11 protein-coding genes are annotated in these 14,012 nt (G+C 78.1%); 7 read left to right on the forward strand and 4 right to left on the reverse strand.

Translation table 11 applies throughout. The features are described from left to right. Positions 1-40 precede the first annotated feature (40 nt). Positions 41-2,314, reverse strand: coding sequence for a glycoside hydrolase family 3 C-terminal domain-containing protein (locus ACRYM2_RS21020; RefSeq protein ID WP_432524418.1), 2,274 nt, complete (start codon positions 2,312-2,314; stop codon positions 41-43). A gap of 58 nt (positions 2,315-2,372) precedes the next feature. Between ACRYM2_RS21020 and ACRYM2_RS21025 the strand changes: the two genes are divergently transcribed. The 3 genes from ACRYM2_RS21025 (at position 2,373) to ACRYM2_RS21035 (ending at position 6,679) form a co-directional block, all read left to right on the forward strand. Beyond that, a complete protein-coding gene (locus ACRYM2_RS21025; protein ID WP_432524420.1) occupies positions 2,373-2,951 on the forward strand; it encodes a TetR/AcrR family transcriptional regulator in 579 nt (192 codons plus the stop codon). A 114-nt stretch (positions 2,952-3,065) separates the two neighbouring features. Further along, entirely contained in the window at positions 3,066-4,121 is a 1,056-nt protein-coding gene (locus tag ACRYM2_RS21030; RefSeq protein ID WP_432524421.1) for a ComEA family DNA-binding protein, read from the forward strand. Beyond that, positions 4,118-6,679, forward strand: a complete 2,562-nt coding sequence (locus tag ACRYM2_RS21035; RefSeq protein WP_432524423.1) for a ComEC/Rec2 family competence protein — start codon at positions 4,118-4,120, stop codon at positions 6,677-6,679. Before ACRYM2_RS21030 ends, ACRYM2_RS21035 begins: the two co-directional genes overlap by 4 nt. Here the strand turns inward: ACRYM2_RS21035 and ACRYM2_RS21040 are convergent. Next, entirely contained in the window at positions 6,664-7,323 is a 660-nt protein-coding gene (locus ACRYM2_RS21040) for a hypothetical protein (RefSeq protein ID WP_432524425.1), read from the reverse strand. The genes ACRYM2_RS21035 and ACRYM2_RS21040 overlap by 16 nt on opposite strands. A gap of 10 nt (positions 7,324-7,333) precedes the next feature. After that, on the reverse strand, positions 7,334-8,605 hold the full coding sequence (locus ACRYM2_RS21045; RefSeq protein ID WP_432524428.1) for an LbetaH domain-containing protein: 1,272 nt from the start codon (positions 8,603-8,605) through the stop codon (positions 7,334-7,336). Between the two features lie 240 nt (positions 8,606-8,845). Between ACRYM2_RS21045 and ACRYM2_RS21050 the strand changes: the two genes are divergently transcribed. Together ACRYM2_RS21050 and holA are read left to right on the forward strand one after the other, a co-directional pair. Further along, positions 8,846-10,381, forward strand: coding sequence for an amidohydrolase (locus ACRYM2_RS21050; protein WP_432524430.1), 1,536 nt, complete (start codon positions 8,846-8,848; stop codon positions 10,379-10,381). A 62-nt stretch (positions 10,382-10,443) separates the two neighbouring features. Then, complete coding sequence (gene holA, locus ACRYM2_RS21055; RefSeq protein WP_432524431.1) at positions 10,444-11,493, forward strand: DNA polymerase III subunit delta; 1,050 nt, start codon at positions 10,444-10,446, stop codon at positions 11,491-11,493. Positions 11,494-11,574: 81 nt separating this feature from the next. On the opposite strand, the gene rpsT is transcribed toward holA, so the two are convergent. Next, positions 11,575-11,835 carry a 30S ribosomal protein S20 gene (gene rpsT / locus ACRYM2_RS21060; protein WP_432524433.1) on the reverse strand — a complete coding sequence of 87 codons (261 nt, stop codon included), beginning with the start codon at positions 11,833-11,835 and terminating at the stop codon, positions 11,575-11,577. 240 nt (positions 11,836-12,075) lie between these two features. Here rpsT and ACRYM2_RS21065 point away from each other — a divergent pair, with 240 nt between their 5' ends. Together ACRYM2_RS21065 and ACRYM2_RS21070 are read left to right on the forward strand one after the other, a co-directional pair. Continuing rightward, positions 12,076-12,936, forward strand: a complete 861-nt coding sequence (locus ACRYM2_RS21065) for a hypothetical protein (RefSeq protein ID WP_432524434.1) — start codon at positions 12,076-12,078, stop codon at positions 12,934-12,936. Between the two features lie 12 nt (positions 12,937-12,948). Then, positions 12,949-13,953 carry an ABC-2 transporter permease gene (locus ACRYM2_RS21070; protein WP_432524437.1) on the forward strand — a complete coding sequence of 335 codons (1,005 nt, stop codon included), beginning with the start codon at positions 12,949-12,951 and terminating at the stop codon, positions 13,951-13,953. Positions 13,954-14,012 lie beyond the last annotated feature (59 nt).

Below are 14,012 nucleotides of genomic sequence, written 5' to 3' on the forward strand. Positions count from 1 at the left end.
GGCCGACCACGTGCTCGGCCGCGGCGGGCGGGGCGGTGGGTCAGGCGCCGGCGTCCGCGTCGGCGAGCAGTCGCGGCAGCTCGTCCTCGGCGACGGGGAACCCGGGGAAGCGGGTGAGCCGCACGAGCGGGATCGCCCGCATCATCTGCCCGTGCTGGGGGTCGAAGAGCATCTGCTCCCAGGGGGTGCCCTCGATCGTGGCGCGCAGCGCCGGCCCGGCGACGGGGTGGGCCAGCCACTGCTCGGCCTCGGAGTCGGCGGCCAGCGGCGTGCCGACCTCGTCCCCGGGCAGGGTGATCGTGGTGGCCAGGCGGATGTCGCGCGAGGAGGAGCCCACGCGGATCCCGAACTCCCCGCCCTCCACGACCCAGCGGCCGGCGACGGAGTGCCAGAACGCGAACGCCCGCTCGTCGAGCACGAGGACGACCTCCCGGCTCTCGCCGGGTTCGAGGACGACGCGGGCGAAGCCCTTGAGCTCCTGCTCGGGGCGCTGCACGGTGGACTCGCTGTCGCTGACGTAGACCTGCACGACCTCCGCGCCGGCGACGTCGCCGCTGTTGCGGACGACGACGTGGACCTCCAGGCCGTCCGCGCCGGCCGCCAGGCGCAGCCCGGAGTACTCGAAGCTCGTGTAGGACAGCCCGTGGCCGAAGGCGCCGGCGACCGGCAGCGCGTGCGCGTCGTACCAGCGGTAGCCGATGAGCAGCCCCTCGCCGTAGCGGACGTGCCCGTGCTCGCCCGGGAAGTTCCCGATCGTCGGGTTGTCCAGGTAGTGCACGGGGATCGTCTCGGCCAGCTTGCCGGAGGGGTTCACCGCTCCGGTGAGCAGGTCGGCGACGGCGCCCCCGCCGGCCTGGCCCAGCAGCCAGGTCTCCAGCACGGCCGGCACGCTCGACTGCCAGGGCTCCAGGTGGACCGCGGAACCGTTGGAGAGCACCACGACGACCGCCGGGTTCGCCGCGACCACCCGCTCGAGCAGCTCCAGCTGCGCCGTCGGCAGGTTCATGTGCTCGCGGTCGTAGCCCTCGGACTCGTAGGAGGCGGGCAGGCCGAGGAACAGCACGACGACCTCGGCGGCCTCGGCGTGCGCGACGGCCTCGGCGACCAGGGCGGCGTCGGCGTCCTCGCTGGAGGGGTCGTAGCCGGCGGCGAAGGTGACCTCGCGGGCGCCGGCGAACTGCTCGCGCAGCGCGCCGAGGGCGTCGTCGAGGCGGGTGGGGTTCACCTGCGAGGACCCCGCGCCCTGGTAGCGCGGGGTGCGGGCGAACTCGCCGACGACGGCGACGGTGCCGCCGCTCGCGGCCAGCGGCAGCAGCGGGGCGGTCTGCGGGCCCTGGCCGGCGGGGTCGTTCTTGAGCAGCACGGCGCTGCGGGTGGCGGCCTCGCGGGCCAGGGCGTGGTGGGCCTCGACGTCGAAGGAGCCCGGGGCGGCCAGCGCCGCCCGCGACCGCTCCACGAGCTCGAGCACGCGGCGCACCGAGCGGTCGACGTCGGCCTCGCTCAGCGTCCCGGCGGCGACGGCGTCCAGGACGCGGCGGGTGCCGGTGCCGCCGGAGGAGGGCATCTCCAGGTCGAGCCCGGCGCGCACCCCCTCCTCGCGGGCGTCGACGGCCCCCCAGTCGGAGACGACCAGTCCCGTGAAACCCCACTCCTCGCGCAGCACCCGCGTCAGCAGCCAGGGGTCCTGGGAGGCGTAGACGCCGTTGATGCGGTTGTAGGAGCACATGACCGTCCACGGCTGGGCGGTCTTGACGACCCGCTCGAAGGCGGTGAGGTAGATCTCCCGCAGCGCCCGCTCGTCGACGTCGGCGGAGATCGTCATCCGCTGCGTCTCCTGGTTGTTGGCCGCGAAGTGCTTCAGCGAGGTGCCCACGCCCTGGCTCTGCACCCCGGCCACCATCGCGGCGGCCAGGTCGCCCGCGAGCACGGGGTCCTCGGAGAAGTACTCGAAGTTGCGCCCGCACAGCGGCGTGCGCTTCATGTTGACCCCCGGCCCGAGCAGCACGGCGACCCGCTCGGCGCGGGTCTCCCGGCCCAGCGCCTCGCCGACGCGGCGCAGCAGGTCGACGTCCCAGGAGGAGGCCAGACCGGCCGCGGGCGGGAAGCAGGTGGCCGGGACGCTGTCGTTCAGGCCCAGGTGGTCGGCGCCCTCGGCCTGCTTGCGCAGCCCGTGCGGGCCGTCGGTGACCATGAGCGCGGGGATGCCCAGGCGCTCCACGGGCTGGGTGTGCCAGAAGTCCGAACCGCCGAGGAGGGCGGCCTTCTCCTCCAGGGTCAGCCGGGCCAGCAGGGTCGGGACGGCGTCGTCGCTCATGGCCGGACCGTACCCCGAAAACCGAGCACGTGGTAGGTATTGGTGGTAGGAACGGGGCATGGCAGCGCGCGGCGGCTACGCGAAGGGACGGGCCCGCAAGGAGCAGATCCTCACCGAGGCCGTGCGCCTCTTCGCCGCCTCCGGCTACCGGGCCGCCTCGCTGCGCGAGCTCGCCCAGCGCTGCGAGCTGTCGCTGCCGGGTCTGCTGCACCACGTCGGCGGCAAGGAGCAGCTGCTGCTGGCGGTCCTGGAGCGCCGCGACGCCGACGACGCCGCGGAGGCCGGGCTCGCCGAGCGCACCGGCCGCGAGCGCTTCGAGGCCCTCCTGCAGGTCGTGGCGCGCAACCGGGCCCGCCGCGGCATCGTCGAGCTCTACAGCGTCCTGTCGGCCGAGGCGACCGCGCCCGACCACCCCGCGCACGCCTTCTTCGTGCGCCGCTACGCGCGCCTGGTCGACGAGCTCGCCGGCGCCTTCACCGACTGCGGGCACCCCCGCCCGCGCTCGGCCGCGCGCCGCCTCGTCGCGGTCATGGACGGCCTGCAGGTGCAGTGGCTGCTCGACCCGGACGGGGTCGACATGGTCGCCGAGGTGCGCCGGCACCTGGACGCGGAGCTCCCGCCCCCCGCGCCGGGCTGAGCGCCCGGCCGCGCCGGCACCACCGCCGTCCGCACAGCCCGCCGGCCCGCCCGACCGTCCACAGCGGCCCGCGCGGCGGGTCCCGCGAGCGGGACGGCCGCCTAGCGTCCCGGCGTGCCCCGATCCTCCTACCGCCCCCGCGACCCGGCGCTGCGCGCCCGGGACCTCGCGGCGCGGCAGCTGCGCTCCACCCCGCACCGCGGCGGTTCGGCGCGCCCGGGAGGGCGGCCGGGCCACCCGCTGGCCGACCGGCCCGACGACGAGCACGACGATCTGCACGACGACCCGCACGACGACCTGCTGGACGACCCGCTGGACGACGTGCTCGACGAGGACGACCTCGAGGAGCTGGACGACGACCTCCTGGGCGACCTCGTCGACGACCCCGTGGACGACCCCGTGGACGAGCGGGGGAGGCGGCCGCCCCCGGCGCGGCGCGCCGGTGCGGGCGAGGTCCGCCGCCGCCTCGCCGACCGGGCACCGGCGGGCCTGCGCGCCGCCCGGTGGCGGATCGGCCCGCGCGCGGGTGCGGGCGTCCTGCTCGTGGCGCTCGTCGTCGTCGCCGGGCTGGGCCTGCTCGCGTGGCGGGCGTGGCCGGGCGGGGACGCGCCCCTGGGCGACGCCGTCCCCACCCGGACCGCACCCGCCGCGGACCCGGCCACCGCCCCGGCTGCGGACCCCACCGCCGCGCCGGCACCGGCCGGGACCGCGGCCGCCGCCCCCGCCGGCCGGGTCGTCGTGCACGTCGCGGGCCGCGTGCTGGTCCCCGGCGTGGTCGTGCTGCCCGCGGGCAGCCGCGTCGCCGACGCGCTCGCGGCCGCCGGCGGTGCCGCCGCCGACGCCGACCTGGACGCGGTGAACCTCGCCCGCCCGCTCGTCGACGGCGAGCAGGTGCTCGTGCCCGCTCCCGGCCAGGCGCCCGCACCCGCGGCCGCCGCCGCACCGGGCGTCGCACCGGGCGCCGTGCCGGGCGCGGACGCCCCGCTGGACCTCAACACCGCCAGCGCGCAGCAGCTGGACGCGCTGCCCGGCGTCGGTGAGGTGCTGGCGGGCCGCATCGTCGCCTGGCGCGAGCAGAACGGCCGCTTCACCGACGTCGAGGAGCTCGGCGAGGTGCAGGGCATCGGCCCCAAGGTGCTGGCGGACCTGCGCGAGCGGGTGCGCGTGTGAGGGCGACCCCACCGGCGGCGACCCCGGCGACCGCCCCGGGGGTCCGCGGGCCCGGGGTCGACGAGCCGCGGCCGGCGGCCCCGCTGGACCTGCGGCTGGTCGCGGCCGCGCTCGGCGCCTGGGCGTGCGCGGGTACCGCCGTCGCGCACCCGCGCGGGGCGCGGGCAGCCCTCGTCGTGGTGGTCCTGCTCGTCGTCCTCGCCACCGTCGCCCTGGTGCGCCGCCGCGGGGCGCCGGAGCTTCCCGTGCCGGCGCTGCTCGTGCCCGCGCTGCTGGTGCTGGTCGCCTGCGCGCTCGTCCTCGTCGCCGTCGTGCTGCAGCAGGCGCGCACGTCCTCCGGTGCGCTGGCGCAGTGGGCCGGGCAGCGGGCGAGCGTGTCCGCGACCGCCCGCGCCACCTCCGACCCCCGCCCGGTCGCCGCCCAGCGCCCCGGTGCCGCGGACCGGGTCGTCGTCGAGGTGGAGCTGCAGCAGGTCCGGGTGCGCGGGCGGGTGCTCGCCGTGGCCGCGCCGGCGACCGTCTTCGCCGACGCCGACGCCGACGCCGACGCCGGTGCCGACGCCGGTGCCGACGCCGGTGCCGACGGCTGGTCGGCCGTGCGGCTCGGGCAGCGCGTGCAGCTGAGCGGCCGGCTGGCGCCCGCGCGGGCGGGGCAGCGGGCGGTCGCCGTCGTGACCGCCGACGGCGGGGTGCGGGTCCTCGAGGAGCCGGCCGCGCTGCTGCGCGCCGCGGACCGGCTGCGCGGCGGCCTGCACACCGCCGCCGCGGACCTGCCGGCCGACGCCCGGGGCCTGCTGCCCGGGCTCGTCGTGGGCGACACCTCCGCGCTGCCCGCGGACCTGGAGGAGGACATGCGGGCGGTGGGCCTGGCCCACCTGACCGCCGTCAGCGGCTCGAACACCACGCTCGTCGCGGGTGCCCTCGTCCTCGCCGCCTCGTGGGCGGGGCTCGGCCTGCGTGCGCGGGTGCTGGTGGCCGCGGCCGGGCTGGCCGGGTTCGTGGTGCTGGTGCGCCCGGAGCCGAGCGTGCTGCGCGCCGCCGTCATGGGCTGCGTCGGCCTGGTGGGCGTCGCCGCGGGGCGCCCCACCCGCGGGGTGCCGGTGCTGGCGGCGGCGGTGCTCGTGCTGCTCGTGGCCGACCCGTGGCTGGCCCGCGAACCCGGTCTCGCGCTGTCCGTGCTCGCCACCGCGGGGTTGCTGCTGCTCGCGCGGCCCCTGGCGCGCCGGCTGGAGGGCGCCGGCGTGCCGCGGGTGCTGGCCCTGGCCCTGGCCGTCCCCGCCGCCGCGCAGGCGGTCTGCGGTCCCGTGCTGGTCCTGCTGCGGCCGGAGGTCAACCCGCTGTCGGTGCCGGTCAACGTCGTCGCGGCCCCGGCGGTGGCGCCGGCCACGGTGCTCGGGCTGGCCACGACGCTGCTGGCCCCGCTGTGGCCGGGCGGTGCGGCGCTGCTGGCGTGGCCGGCGGGCCTGCCGGCCTGGTGGATCGCGCTCGTCGCCCGGGCCGCTGCCACCCTGCCGACGGCCCTCGCCGTGCCCGCGGGGGCCGCCGGTGCGCTCGTGGTGGCCGTCGCGACGGTGCTGCTCGCGCTCGCCGCGGCCGCCGCCGGCCGGCGGCCCGCCGACCGGAGGTCCGGCCGGCGCCGGTGGAGCGCCGCCGCGCTCGTGCTGGTCCTGGTGGCCGTCCTGCTGGTGCGCTGCACTCCCCGCTGGGGCGGTCCGTCCGGTCCGTGGCCACCCGCGGACTGGCGGGTCGTCGGCTGCGACGTCGGCCAGGGCGACGCGCTCGTCCTGCGCTCGGGGCCCGCCTCGGCGCTCCTCGTCGACGCGGGCCCGGACGCCGAGCTCGTCGACGGCTGCCTGGACCGGCTGGGGGTGCGGCGGCTGGACGCGGTCGTGCTGACCCACTTCCACGCCGACCACGTCGACGGCCTGCCCGGTGCGCTGCGCGGGCGCGCGGTGGGCGAGGTCCTCGTCTCCCCGCTCGCGGTGCGGCCGGCCGCCGACCGGGTCGCCGCGGTCGCCGCCGCGGCCGGAGCCCCGGTGCGGGCCATCGCGGCGGGCGAGTCCGGGCGCGCGGGGGAGGTGTCCTGGACGGTGCTCGCCCCGCGCCCGGGCGTGGCCGGCACCCGCGAGCCGGACTCCTCGCAGGTCAACGACTCCAGCGTGGTCCTGCTGGCCGACGTCGCCGGGGTGCGGGTGCTGCTGCCCGGGGACCTCGAGCGCGAGGGGCAGCAGCGCCTGCTGGCCACGGCCGGCCGCTGGCCCGGCGGCCCGCTCGTCGACGTCCTCAAGGTCGCCCACCACGGCTCGGCCTCGCAGGAGGCGGCGCTGCACCGGCGGGTGCGCGCCCGGGTGGCGCTCGTGCAGGTCGGCGCCGTCAACGACTACGGGCACCCGGCACCGGCCGTGCTCGCGCTGCTGGCCGGCACCGGTGCGCGGGTGCTGCGCACCGACACCGGCGGTGACGTGGCCGTCGCGGGCACCCCGCAGCGGCTGCGCACCCTGGAGCGCGGCTCCGACCCGGCCCAGGCCGAGCGCCGCGCCCGCTACTCCGAGGGGTGAGGGGCCGGCGGGTGCTCGTGCCCGGCGCCCTCGTCGGCGTGCCCGTCGGTGTGCCCGTCGGTGTGCCCGTCGGCGTGCCCGCCCGGCGCGTGCCGGTGCGGGAGGGTCGTCAGCGGCCTGCCGTCCGGCGGCACGTCGCCGACGGGGATCCAGCCCGTCGCCGGTCCCTCGGTGCCGTCGGCGCCGACGCCGCTGACCGAGACCAGCAGCTGCGAGGAGGTGAACAGCAGCCCCGCGTCGCGCTCGGCGGCGTGCCGCTCGGGCGCGGAGGTGCCGGCCGCGGCGGTCACCCGCAGAGAGGTGTCCTCGGTGGTCCGCTGCGGCGCCGAGCCCGCGGGCACCCCCTCGGCGCTGGCGTAGCGCACGGCGTAGGAGACCGCGCCCGGCACCGGCGACCAGCGCAGCTGCCAGTCCACGCTCCAGCGCACCACCGGCGCGCCCTGCGGCCCGCTGCCGCTCTCGCGGCTCTCCACCGTCGCCACCCCCAGGTCTCCAGGGGCCTGCGCGGGCGCGGCGGGTGCAGCCTGCGCGGCCGCCGCGGCGGGGGTGCTCGCCGGGGGAGCGGGCGGGGTGGACCCGGCGGTGGTGCAGCCGGCGCTCAGCGCGGCGGCCAGCAGCACCACCGCCGCGGTGCCCGTCCTCACCGCTCGGCCCTCACCACTCGACGGGGCCGAACACCGCGTCGTTGGCGTAGACGGTGCGGTCCGGCACGACCTGCCCCACCGCCAGCTCGCTGCCGACGACGAGGCTGCGCTCGCCGACCACCGCGCCGTTGCGCACCAGCGAGCGGAAGACCACCGACTCGTCCTCCAGGACCACGTCGTTGCCGATCGTCGTGGGCGCGGCGACCCCGGTCGTCGGGTCGACCGCCGGGCGCCCGCCGCCGTGGACGACGACCCGCTGGCCGTAGGTGACCCGGTTGCCGATCGACAGGTCCGACCCCTCCAGGGCGTGGAAGATCGTGCCGTTGCCCATGCTGCGCACCGTGCCCACCGAGAACGGCCCGCCCTCGTCGGCGCGCAGGGAGATGCGCGAGCCCATCCGCTGCGAGAGCGAGCGCAGGTCGTCCTCGAAGCAGACGTCGCCGATGACCCGGTTGCGGAAGCCGGGATCGCGCACCTCCGGGCCCGTGCACAGCGCGGACTCCACCGCGGGCGCGTCGCGGGAGGCGTCGAAGACGTTGCCGCCGGGGTCGACGTTGATGCCCCGCACCGCGTCCGGCTCCTCGGCCGCCAGGCGCGCGTACTCGCGGGCCAGGCCGACGTTGACCTCCACGACCGCGGCGTTGAACAACCGGTCGGCCTCCACCAGCGGGCGGACCTTGCCCAGCGCCGGGTCGTCGGCCTCGGCCTGCGTGCGCACGTCCTTGCCGGGCAGGACCAGGGTGCCGCTGCGCAGCACCACGCCCGGTCCCACCCGGCTGAGGGCGGACAGGCCGGTGTCGCGCTCCAGCACCGCCCCGTCGACGAGCGCGCCGAAGCTGACGAAGACCCCGGAGTCCTCCGGGGCCGCCTCCCCGACGCCGATGCGCGCCGGACCCCGCACGGCCGAGCCGTGGGCCAGGATGACCCGCTCGCCGGTGCGCACGCCGTCGGTGGGGCGCAGCCCCGCCGCGGCCAGCGCCCGCTCCTCGGCTCCCCGGCGGTGCACGAGGGCCTCCACGCGCACGGAGTCCTGCACGTTGGACTCCGCGCCGATCCCGATGCCCGCGCGCCGGCCGGAGAGCAGCTGCGCGAAGGGACCCACGTAGACCCGTTCCGCCAGGTCCACCGATCCCGGGTGGCGCACCTGCGCCGTCGGGTCGACGAAGGAGGCCTCCTCGACGGGAACCCCGACCGCGGCCCCGTCCGGTGCCCGCTCCACCGCCCGCGCGGGCGCCACCAGGGCCGTCGCCGTCAGGCACGCCACGAGCACCGATCCGTTCACCAGCGCACGCCCCCGGCGCCGTCCACGTCCTCGAACCGCCACGTCGAGCCCCGTCCTCGCAGAGGTGCGGCGTCCCGCGTCCGCCACCGCACTGTGGAGTTCCTGTGTAGCAGGGAGTGAGCGGCGGGGTGAACCCCGTGCGCGTCCCCGCGGCGCGGGGGGCCGAGGACGAGGGGCGGGGGCTGTGCCACCGTGTCGCGGTGCGGCACGCCGGCCGCCCGCCCGACTGGAGGTCCCCCGGTGAACCCGGCTCCCGCCCGCCCGCCCGCCGAGCCCGCTCCCGCCGCGCCGCCGGTGCTGCTGCGCCGCGTCCGCCGCGAGGGCCGGGTGTGCGACGTGCTGCTGGCCGGGGGCCGGGTGCGCGCGCTCGGGCAGGACCTGCGCGCCGGGGCGCCCGGGCTGGACCCCGGCGCGCTGGCGGGGGCCGAGGTCGTGGACGCCGACGGCGCCGTGCTGCTGCCCGGGCTCGTCGACAGCCACGTCCACCTCACCCAGTGGGCCGCGGCCCGCCGCCGCATCGACGTCCTCGCCGCCGCCTCGCCCGCCGAGGTCGCCGACCTCCTCGCGGCCCGGGCGCCCGCCGGCGACGACCTCGTCGTCGGCCACGGCTTCCGCGACGCGCTGTGGAGCGAGCCCCCGCACCGCGACGTCCTCGACGCCCGCTTCGGGCAGCGGCCCGTGCTCGTCGTCAGCGCCGACCTGCACGCGGCCTGGGTGAACTCCGCCGCCGCCCGCCGCTTCGGCGTCCCGCCCGAGCAGGCCCCCGACGGGCTGCTGCGGGAGGCGGCGGCCATGCAGCTGGCGGCCGCCGCCGCCGACGTCGGCGCCGAGACCGGTGACCGCTGGGTCGCCGAGGCCACGCGGGCGGCCGCCGCGCGCGGGGTCACCGGCATCGTGGACCTGGAGTACGCGCCGCTGGGCACCTGGGCGCGGCGCGCGGCGGCCGGGCTGCACCCGGCGCTGCGGGTGTCCGCCGGGGTGTGGCCGGACTGGCTGGAGGAGGCGCTCGATGCCGGGCTGCGCACCGGTGACGCGGTGCCCGGGGCGGGGGAGCGGGTGCGCGTCGGCCCGGTCAAGCTCGTCGTCGACGGCTCGCTGGGCACCCGCACCGCCTACTGCCGCCACGTCTACCCCGAGGGCGGGCACGGGGTGCTGCGCCTCCCGCCCGAGCAGCTGGAGCCGGTGCTGCGCCGCGCGACCTCGCACGGGCTGCAGGTGGCCGTGCACGCCATCGGGGACGCGGCCGTGGCGGTCGCCCTCGACGGCTTCGCCGCCGTCGGCTGCACGGGCAGCATCGAGCACGCCCAGCAGGTCGCCCCCGCCGACATCGCCCGCTTCGCCGCCCTCGACGTGGTCGCCAGCATCCAGCCGCGGCACGTCGTCGACGACCGCGACGTCCTCGAGGTGCACTGGGCGGACGGCGCCGAGGACGCCTACCCCTACGCCTCGCTGCACGCCGCGGGCGCGCGGCTGCGGCTGGGTTCCGACGCGCCGGTGGCGGCGCTGGACCCGTGGGACGCGATCGCCAGCGCCGTGCACCGCAGCGTCGACGAGCGGCCCGCCTGGCGGCCGCAGGAGCAGCTGCCGCTGGAGGTCGCGCTGCCGGCCGCCTGCGCCGGGCGCACCGGCGTGCGCGTCGGCGACGACGCCGACGTCGTGCTCGTCGAGGACGAGCCGGCCGCCGTCCTGGCCCGCGGCGGAGCGGACGCGCTGCGGCGCACCGGCGTGCTGGCCACCCTCGTCGGCGGGGAGTTCACCTTCCGCTCGGGGCTGTGACGCGCGGGGGACGTGCCGCGCAGCTGCCGGGACGTGTCGCCACCGCGTGGCACGCTGGCCCCGTGCCCGCCAAGACCGCCCGCTCCACCGCCAAGGCCCCCGCGAAGGTCCCGGCCAAGGGGGCGGCCGGCGCGCGGACGGTGCCGGCGCACGACGTGGCGCCGGCCCCGGTCGTGCTGCTCGCGGGCTCGGAGGAGCACCTGGCCGACCGGGCGTCCACCGCGCTGCTGGCCCGCATGCGCGAGCTCGACCCCGCCTTCGAGCGCACCGACGTCGCCGCGGCCGGCTACCAGAAGGGCCAGCTGGCCACGTGGACGTCCCCGTCGCTGTTCGACGAGCGCTCCCTCGTCGTCGTCGACTGCGTCGACGCGGCCACGGAGGCCTTCGTCGAGGACGTCCTGGAGTACCTGCCGGCACCGCTGGAGTCGGTCGTGCTCGTCCTGCGCCACCGGGGCGGTCCACGGGCGAAGAAGGTCCTCGACGCCGCCCGCGCGGCGCCCGGCGCGGTGGAGGTGTCCTGCCAGCCGCTCAAGCGCGACCAGGACAAGGTCGACCTCGTCCTCTCCGACGTGCGCCGCGCCCGCCGCCGCATCGACGTGGAGGCAGCCCGCGCGCTCGTGGCCGCCCTGGGCAGCGACCTGGGGGAGCTGGCCGCCGCCGTGGACCAGCTGGTCGGCGACACCGACGGCACCATCACCGAGGCCGACGTGCACCGCTACCACGGGGGCCGGCGCGAGGCGACGGGCTTCGAGGTCGCCGACGCCGCGGTCGAGGGCCGCACCGGCCAGGCGCTGGTCCTCGTGCGGCACGCCTTCGCCACCGGGGTGCCCCCGGTCGTCGTCGTCGCCGCGCTCGCCTCCCGGCTGCGGCAGCTGGCGAAGGTGGCGGCCGCCGGCCGCGGCCGCTCGGCGGACGTGGCGCGCGAGCTGGGGATGGCGCCGTGGCTGGTCGACCGGGCCCGCCGGGAGCTGCAGCACCTGGAGCCCGAGCCGCTGGCGGAGGCCATCCTCGCCGTGGCCGCCGCCGACCACGCCGTCAAGGGCGGTGGCCAGGACGCCCAGCACGCCCTGGAGCGGGCCGTCCGCGTCATCGCCGAGGCGCACGGCCGCTAGGGGAGAGGTCCCGGCCGCCGGGGACGACGAAGGCCGGCCCCCCGGTGGGGAGCCGGCCCTCGACGGGTCGTGCGGTGCGGCTCAGGCCTTGGCAGCGGCCTTCGCGATGGCCGACTTGCGGTTGGCGGCCTGGTTCTTGTGGATGACGCCCTTGCTCACGGCCTTGTCGAGCTTCTTGCTCGCGTGCGCCAGAGCGGCCTGGGCCTTCTCGGCGTCGCCGGCCGCGAGGGCCTCGCGGAACGAGCGGACCGCGGTGCGCAGCTCCGACTTGACGGCCTTGTTGCGCAGGCGCGCCTTCTCGTTGGTGAGGATGCGCTTCTTCTGCGACTTGATGTTCGCCACGTGCTCCGTCTTCCTGTCGATCGTGTGTTCAGCGTCAGAGGGCGGTCGCTCCACCGGGGACTCCGGCGTGGGGACACCGGGAGGGACGGCGGGTGACCGTGACCTCCGCACGGAGCGAAGGCGTCCTCCAGACTAGCAGCGCCCGGGGGACGTCCTCGACACCAGCGGACGTCCCGGGATGCGGGTGCCCGGTGCGCGTGGTGCGCTCTTCGTCGTCGATCGACGACGTGGGAGGACGAGATGGGACTGCTGGACCGGCTGCTGGGACGACGCGGTGGGGACGAGCGCGGGCAGCGCCACCGCGACGCGGCGCACGAGGCCCCCTACCCCGTCGACCACCGCCCCCCGGCGCCGCCGCAGCGCCCGGACCCGGCCGGCGCGCCCCGCGACGCCGACGAGGCCGCCGTCGCCCGGTACCGCTACATGCTGCGCACGGCCCCGCCCGAGCAGGTCGAGGAGGCGCACGCCGAGGCGTTCGCCAAGCTCACCCCCGAGCAGCGCCGCCAGGTGCTGCAGCAGCTGTCCGCGGTCGTGCCCGCCTCGGAGCAGCGCGGCGAGGACCCGCGCTCGCTGGCCCGCACCGCCACCCGCGCGGAGATGCGCCAGCCCGGCACCCTCGTCCAGGTCTTCAACAGCGGCCCCGGCTACGGGCCCGGCGGCGGCTACGGGCCCGGTGGCGGCTACGGGCCCGGTGGCGGCTACGGGCGCGGCTTCGGCGGTGGCGGCTTCGGCATGGGCGGCATGGGCGGCATGGGGCTGGGCGGCACGCTGCTGACCAGCGTCGCCGGCGCCTTCATCGGCACGGCCATCGCCGACGCGCTCATCCCCGACGACTTCGGCAACGAGCACTGGGGCGACGACCAGGCCTACGAGGCCGGTGAGCAGCAGGGCTACGAGGAGGGCTACGACGCCGGCTCCGACGGCGGCGACGCGGGTGGCGCCGGCGCCGAGCAGGGCGTGGACACCCAGGACGTGGGCTACGACGGCGGCGGGTACGACGGCGGGTACGACGCCGGGGGCTTCGACGACGGCGGGTTCGGCGGTGGGTTCGACGGCGGTGGGTTCGACGGCGGCTTCGACGGCGGAGACCTCGACGTCTGAGGGTCCGCGCCGGTGACCGCCCGCCACTCCACCGCCGAGGGCCCGCTGTGGCGCGAGGCGCCGCTGCGCAGCGCGGCCGTCGTCATCGTCGTCGCCGCGCTCATGGGTGCGCTGTTCGCCTCCCTCTACCTCGACGCCCTCGGCCGGCCGACGGCCCGGGCGCTGGCCGTCGGGGTCGTCGGCCCCGGCGCGCAGTCGAACGCGTACCTGCGCGCGCTCGACGAAGCCACCTCCCACGGCCTCGTCGTCACCGAGTTCACCTCCGTGGCCGAGGCCGAGCGCGCCGTGGCGCTGCAGGAGCAGTACGCCGTCGTGCAGGTCCAGGCCGGCGGCTCGGTGGTGCTGGGGACCTCCAGCGCGTCCGGCAGCTCGGTGGCGCGGGTGCTGGCGCAGGCCTCGGCGCAGGCGCAGGAGCGCACCGGCACCCGGCTGACCACCCGCGACCTGCACCCGCTGCCGGCCGCCGACCCCTCGGGGCTGTCCGCGTTCTACGTGACGATCGCCGCGACGATCGTCGGCTTCGTCGGGGCCTTCCAGCTGCGGGTCAACGCCAAGCCGCTGTCGCTGACCGCGTGGCTGGTGTGCACGGCGGCGCTCGCCGCGCTGGGCGGGCTGGCGATCGTGGCGGCCACCGTCGGGCTGCTGGACCTGCCGCTGCCGTTCCTGGAGACCTGGTGGGCCCTCGGCCTGCAGATGGTGACGGCCGCCTCCTTCGCGGCCACGATGAGCGTGCTCATCGGCCGCTGGGCGCTGCTGCCGACGTGGGCGCTGTTCATCCTGCTGGGCAACACCTCCTCCGGCGGGGCGGTCTCACCCGCGCTGCTGCCGCAGCCGTTCGGCTTCCTGCACCACTGGCTGCCCTCGGGGGCGACGGTGTCGGCGCTGCGCGCGGCGGCGTACTTCCCCGAGACCGAGCGGTGGGGGCCGCGGCTGGTGCTGCTCGGCTGGGCGGTGCTGACCGTGGTGGCGCTGGTGCTGGTGTGCCGGTGGAAGCGGACGAGCCCGGCCGCCGCCTAGGCCGCCGGGTCAGCCGCCGGGTCAGCCGCCGGGTCAGGGCGCCGCGGTGCGCCGGCGCC

The sequence above is a fragment of the Kineococcus aridisoli genome (assembly GCF_050871885.1).
Taxonomy (GTDB): domain Bacteria; phylum Actinomycetota; class Actinomycetes; order Actinomycetales; family Kineococcaceae; genus Kineococcus.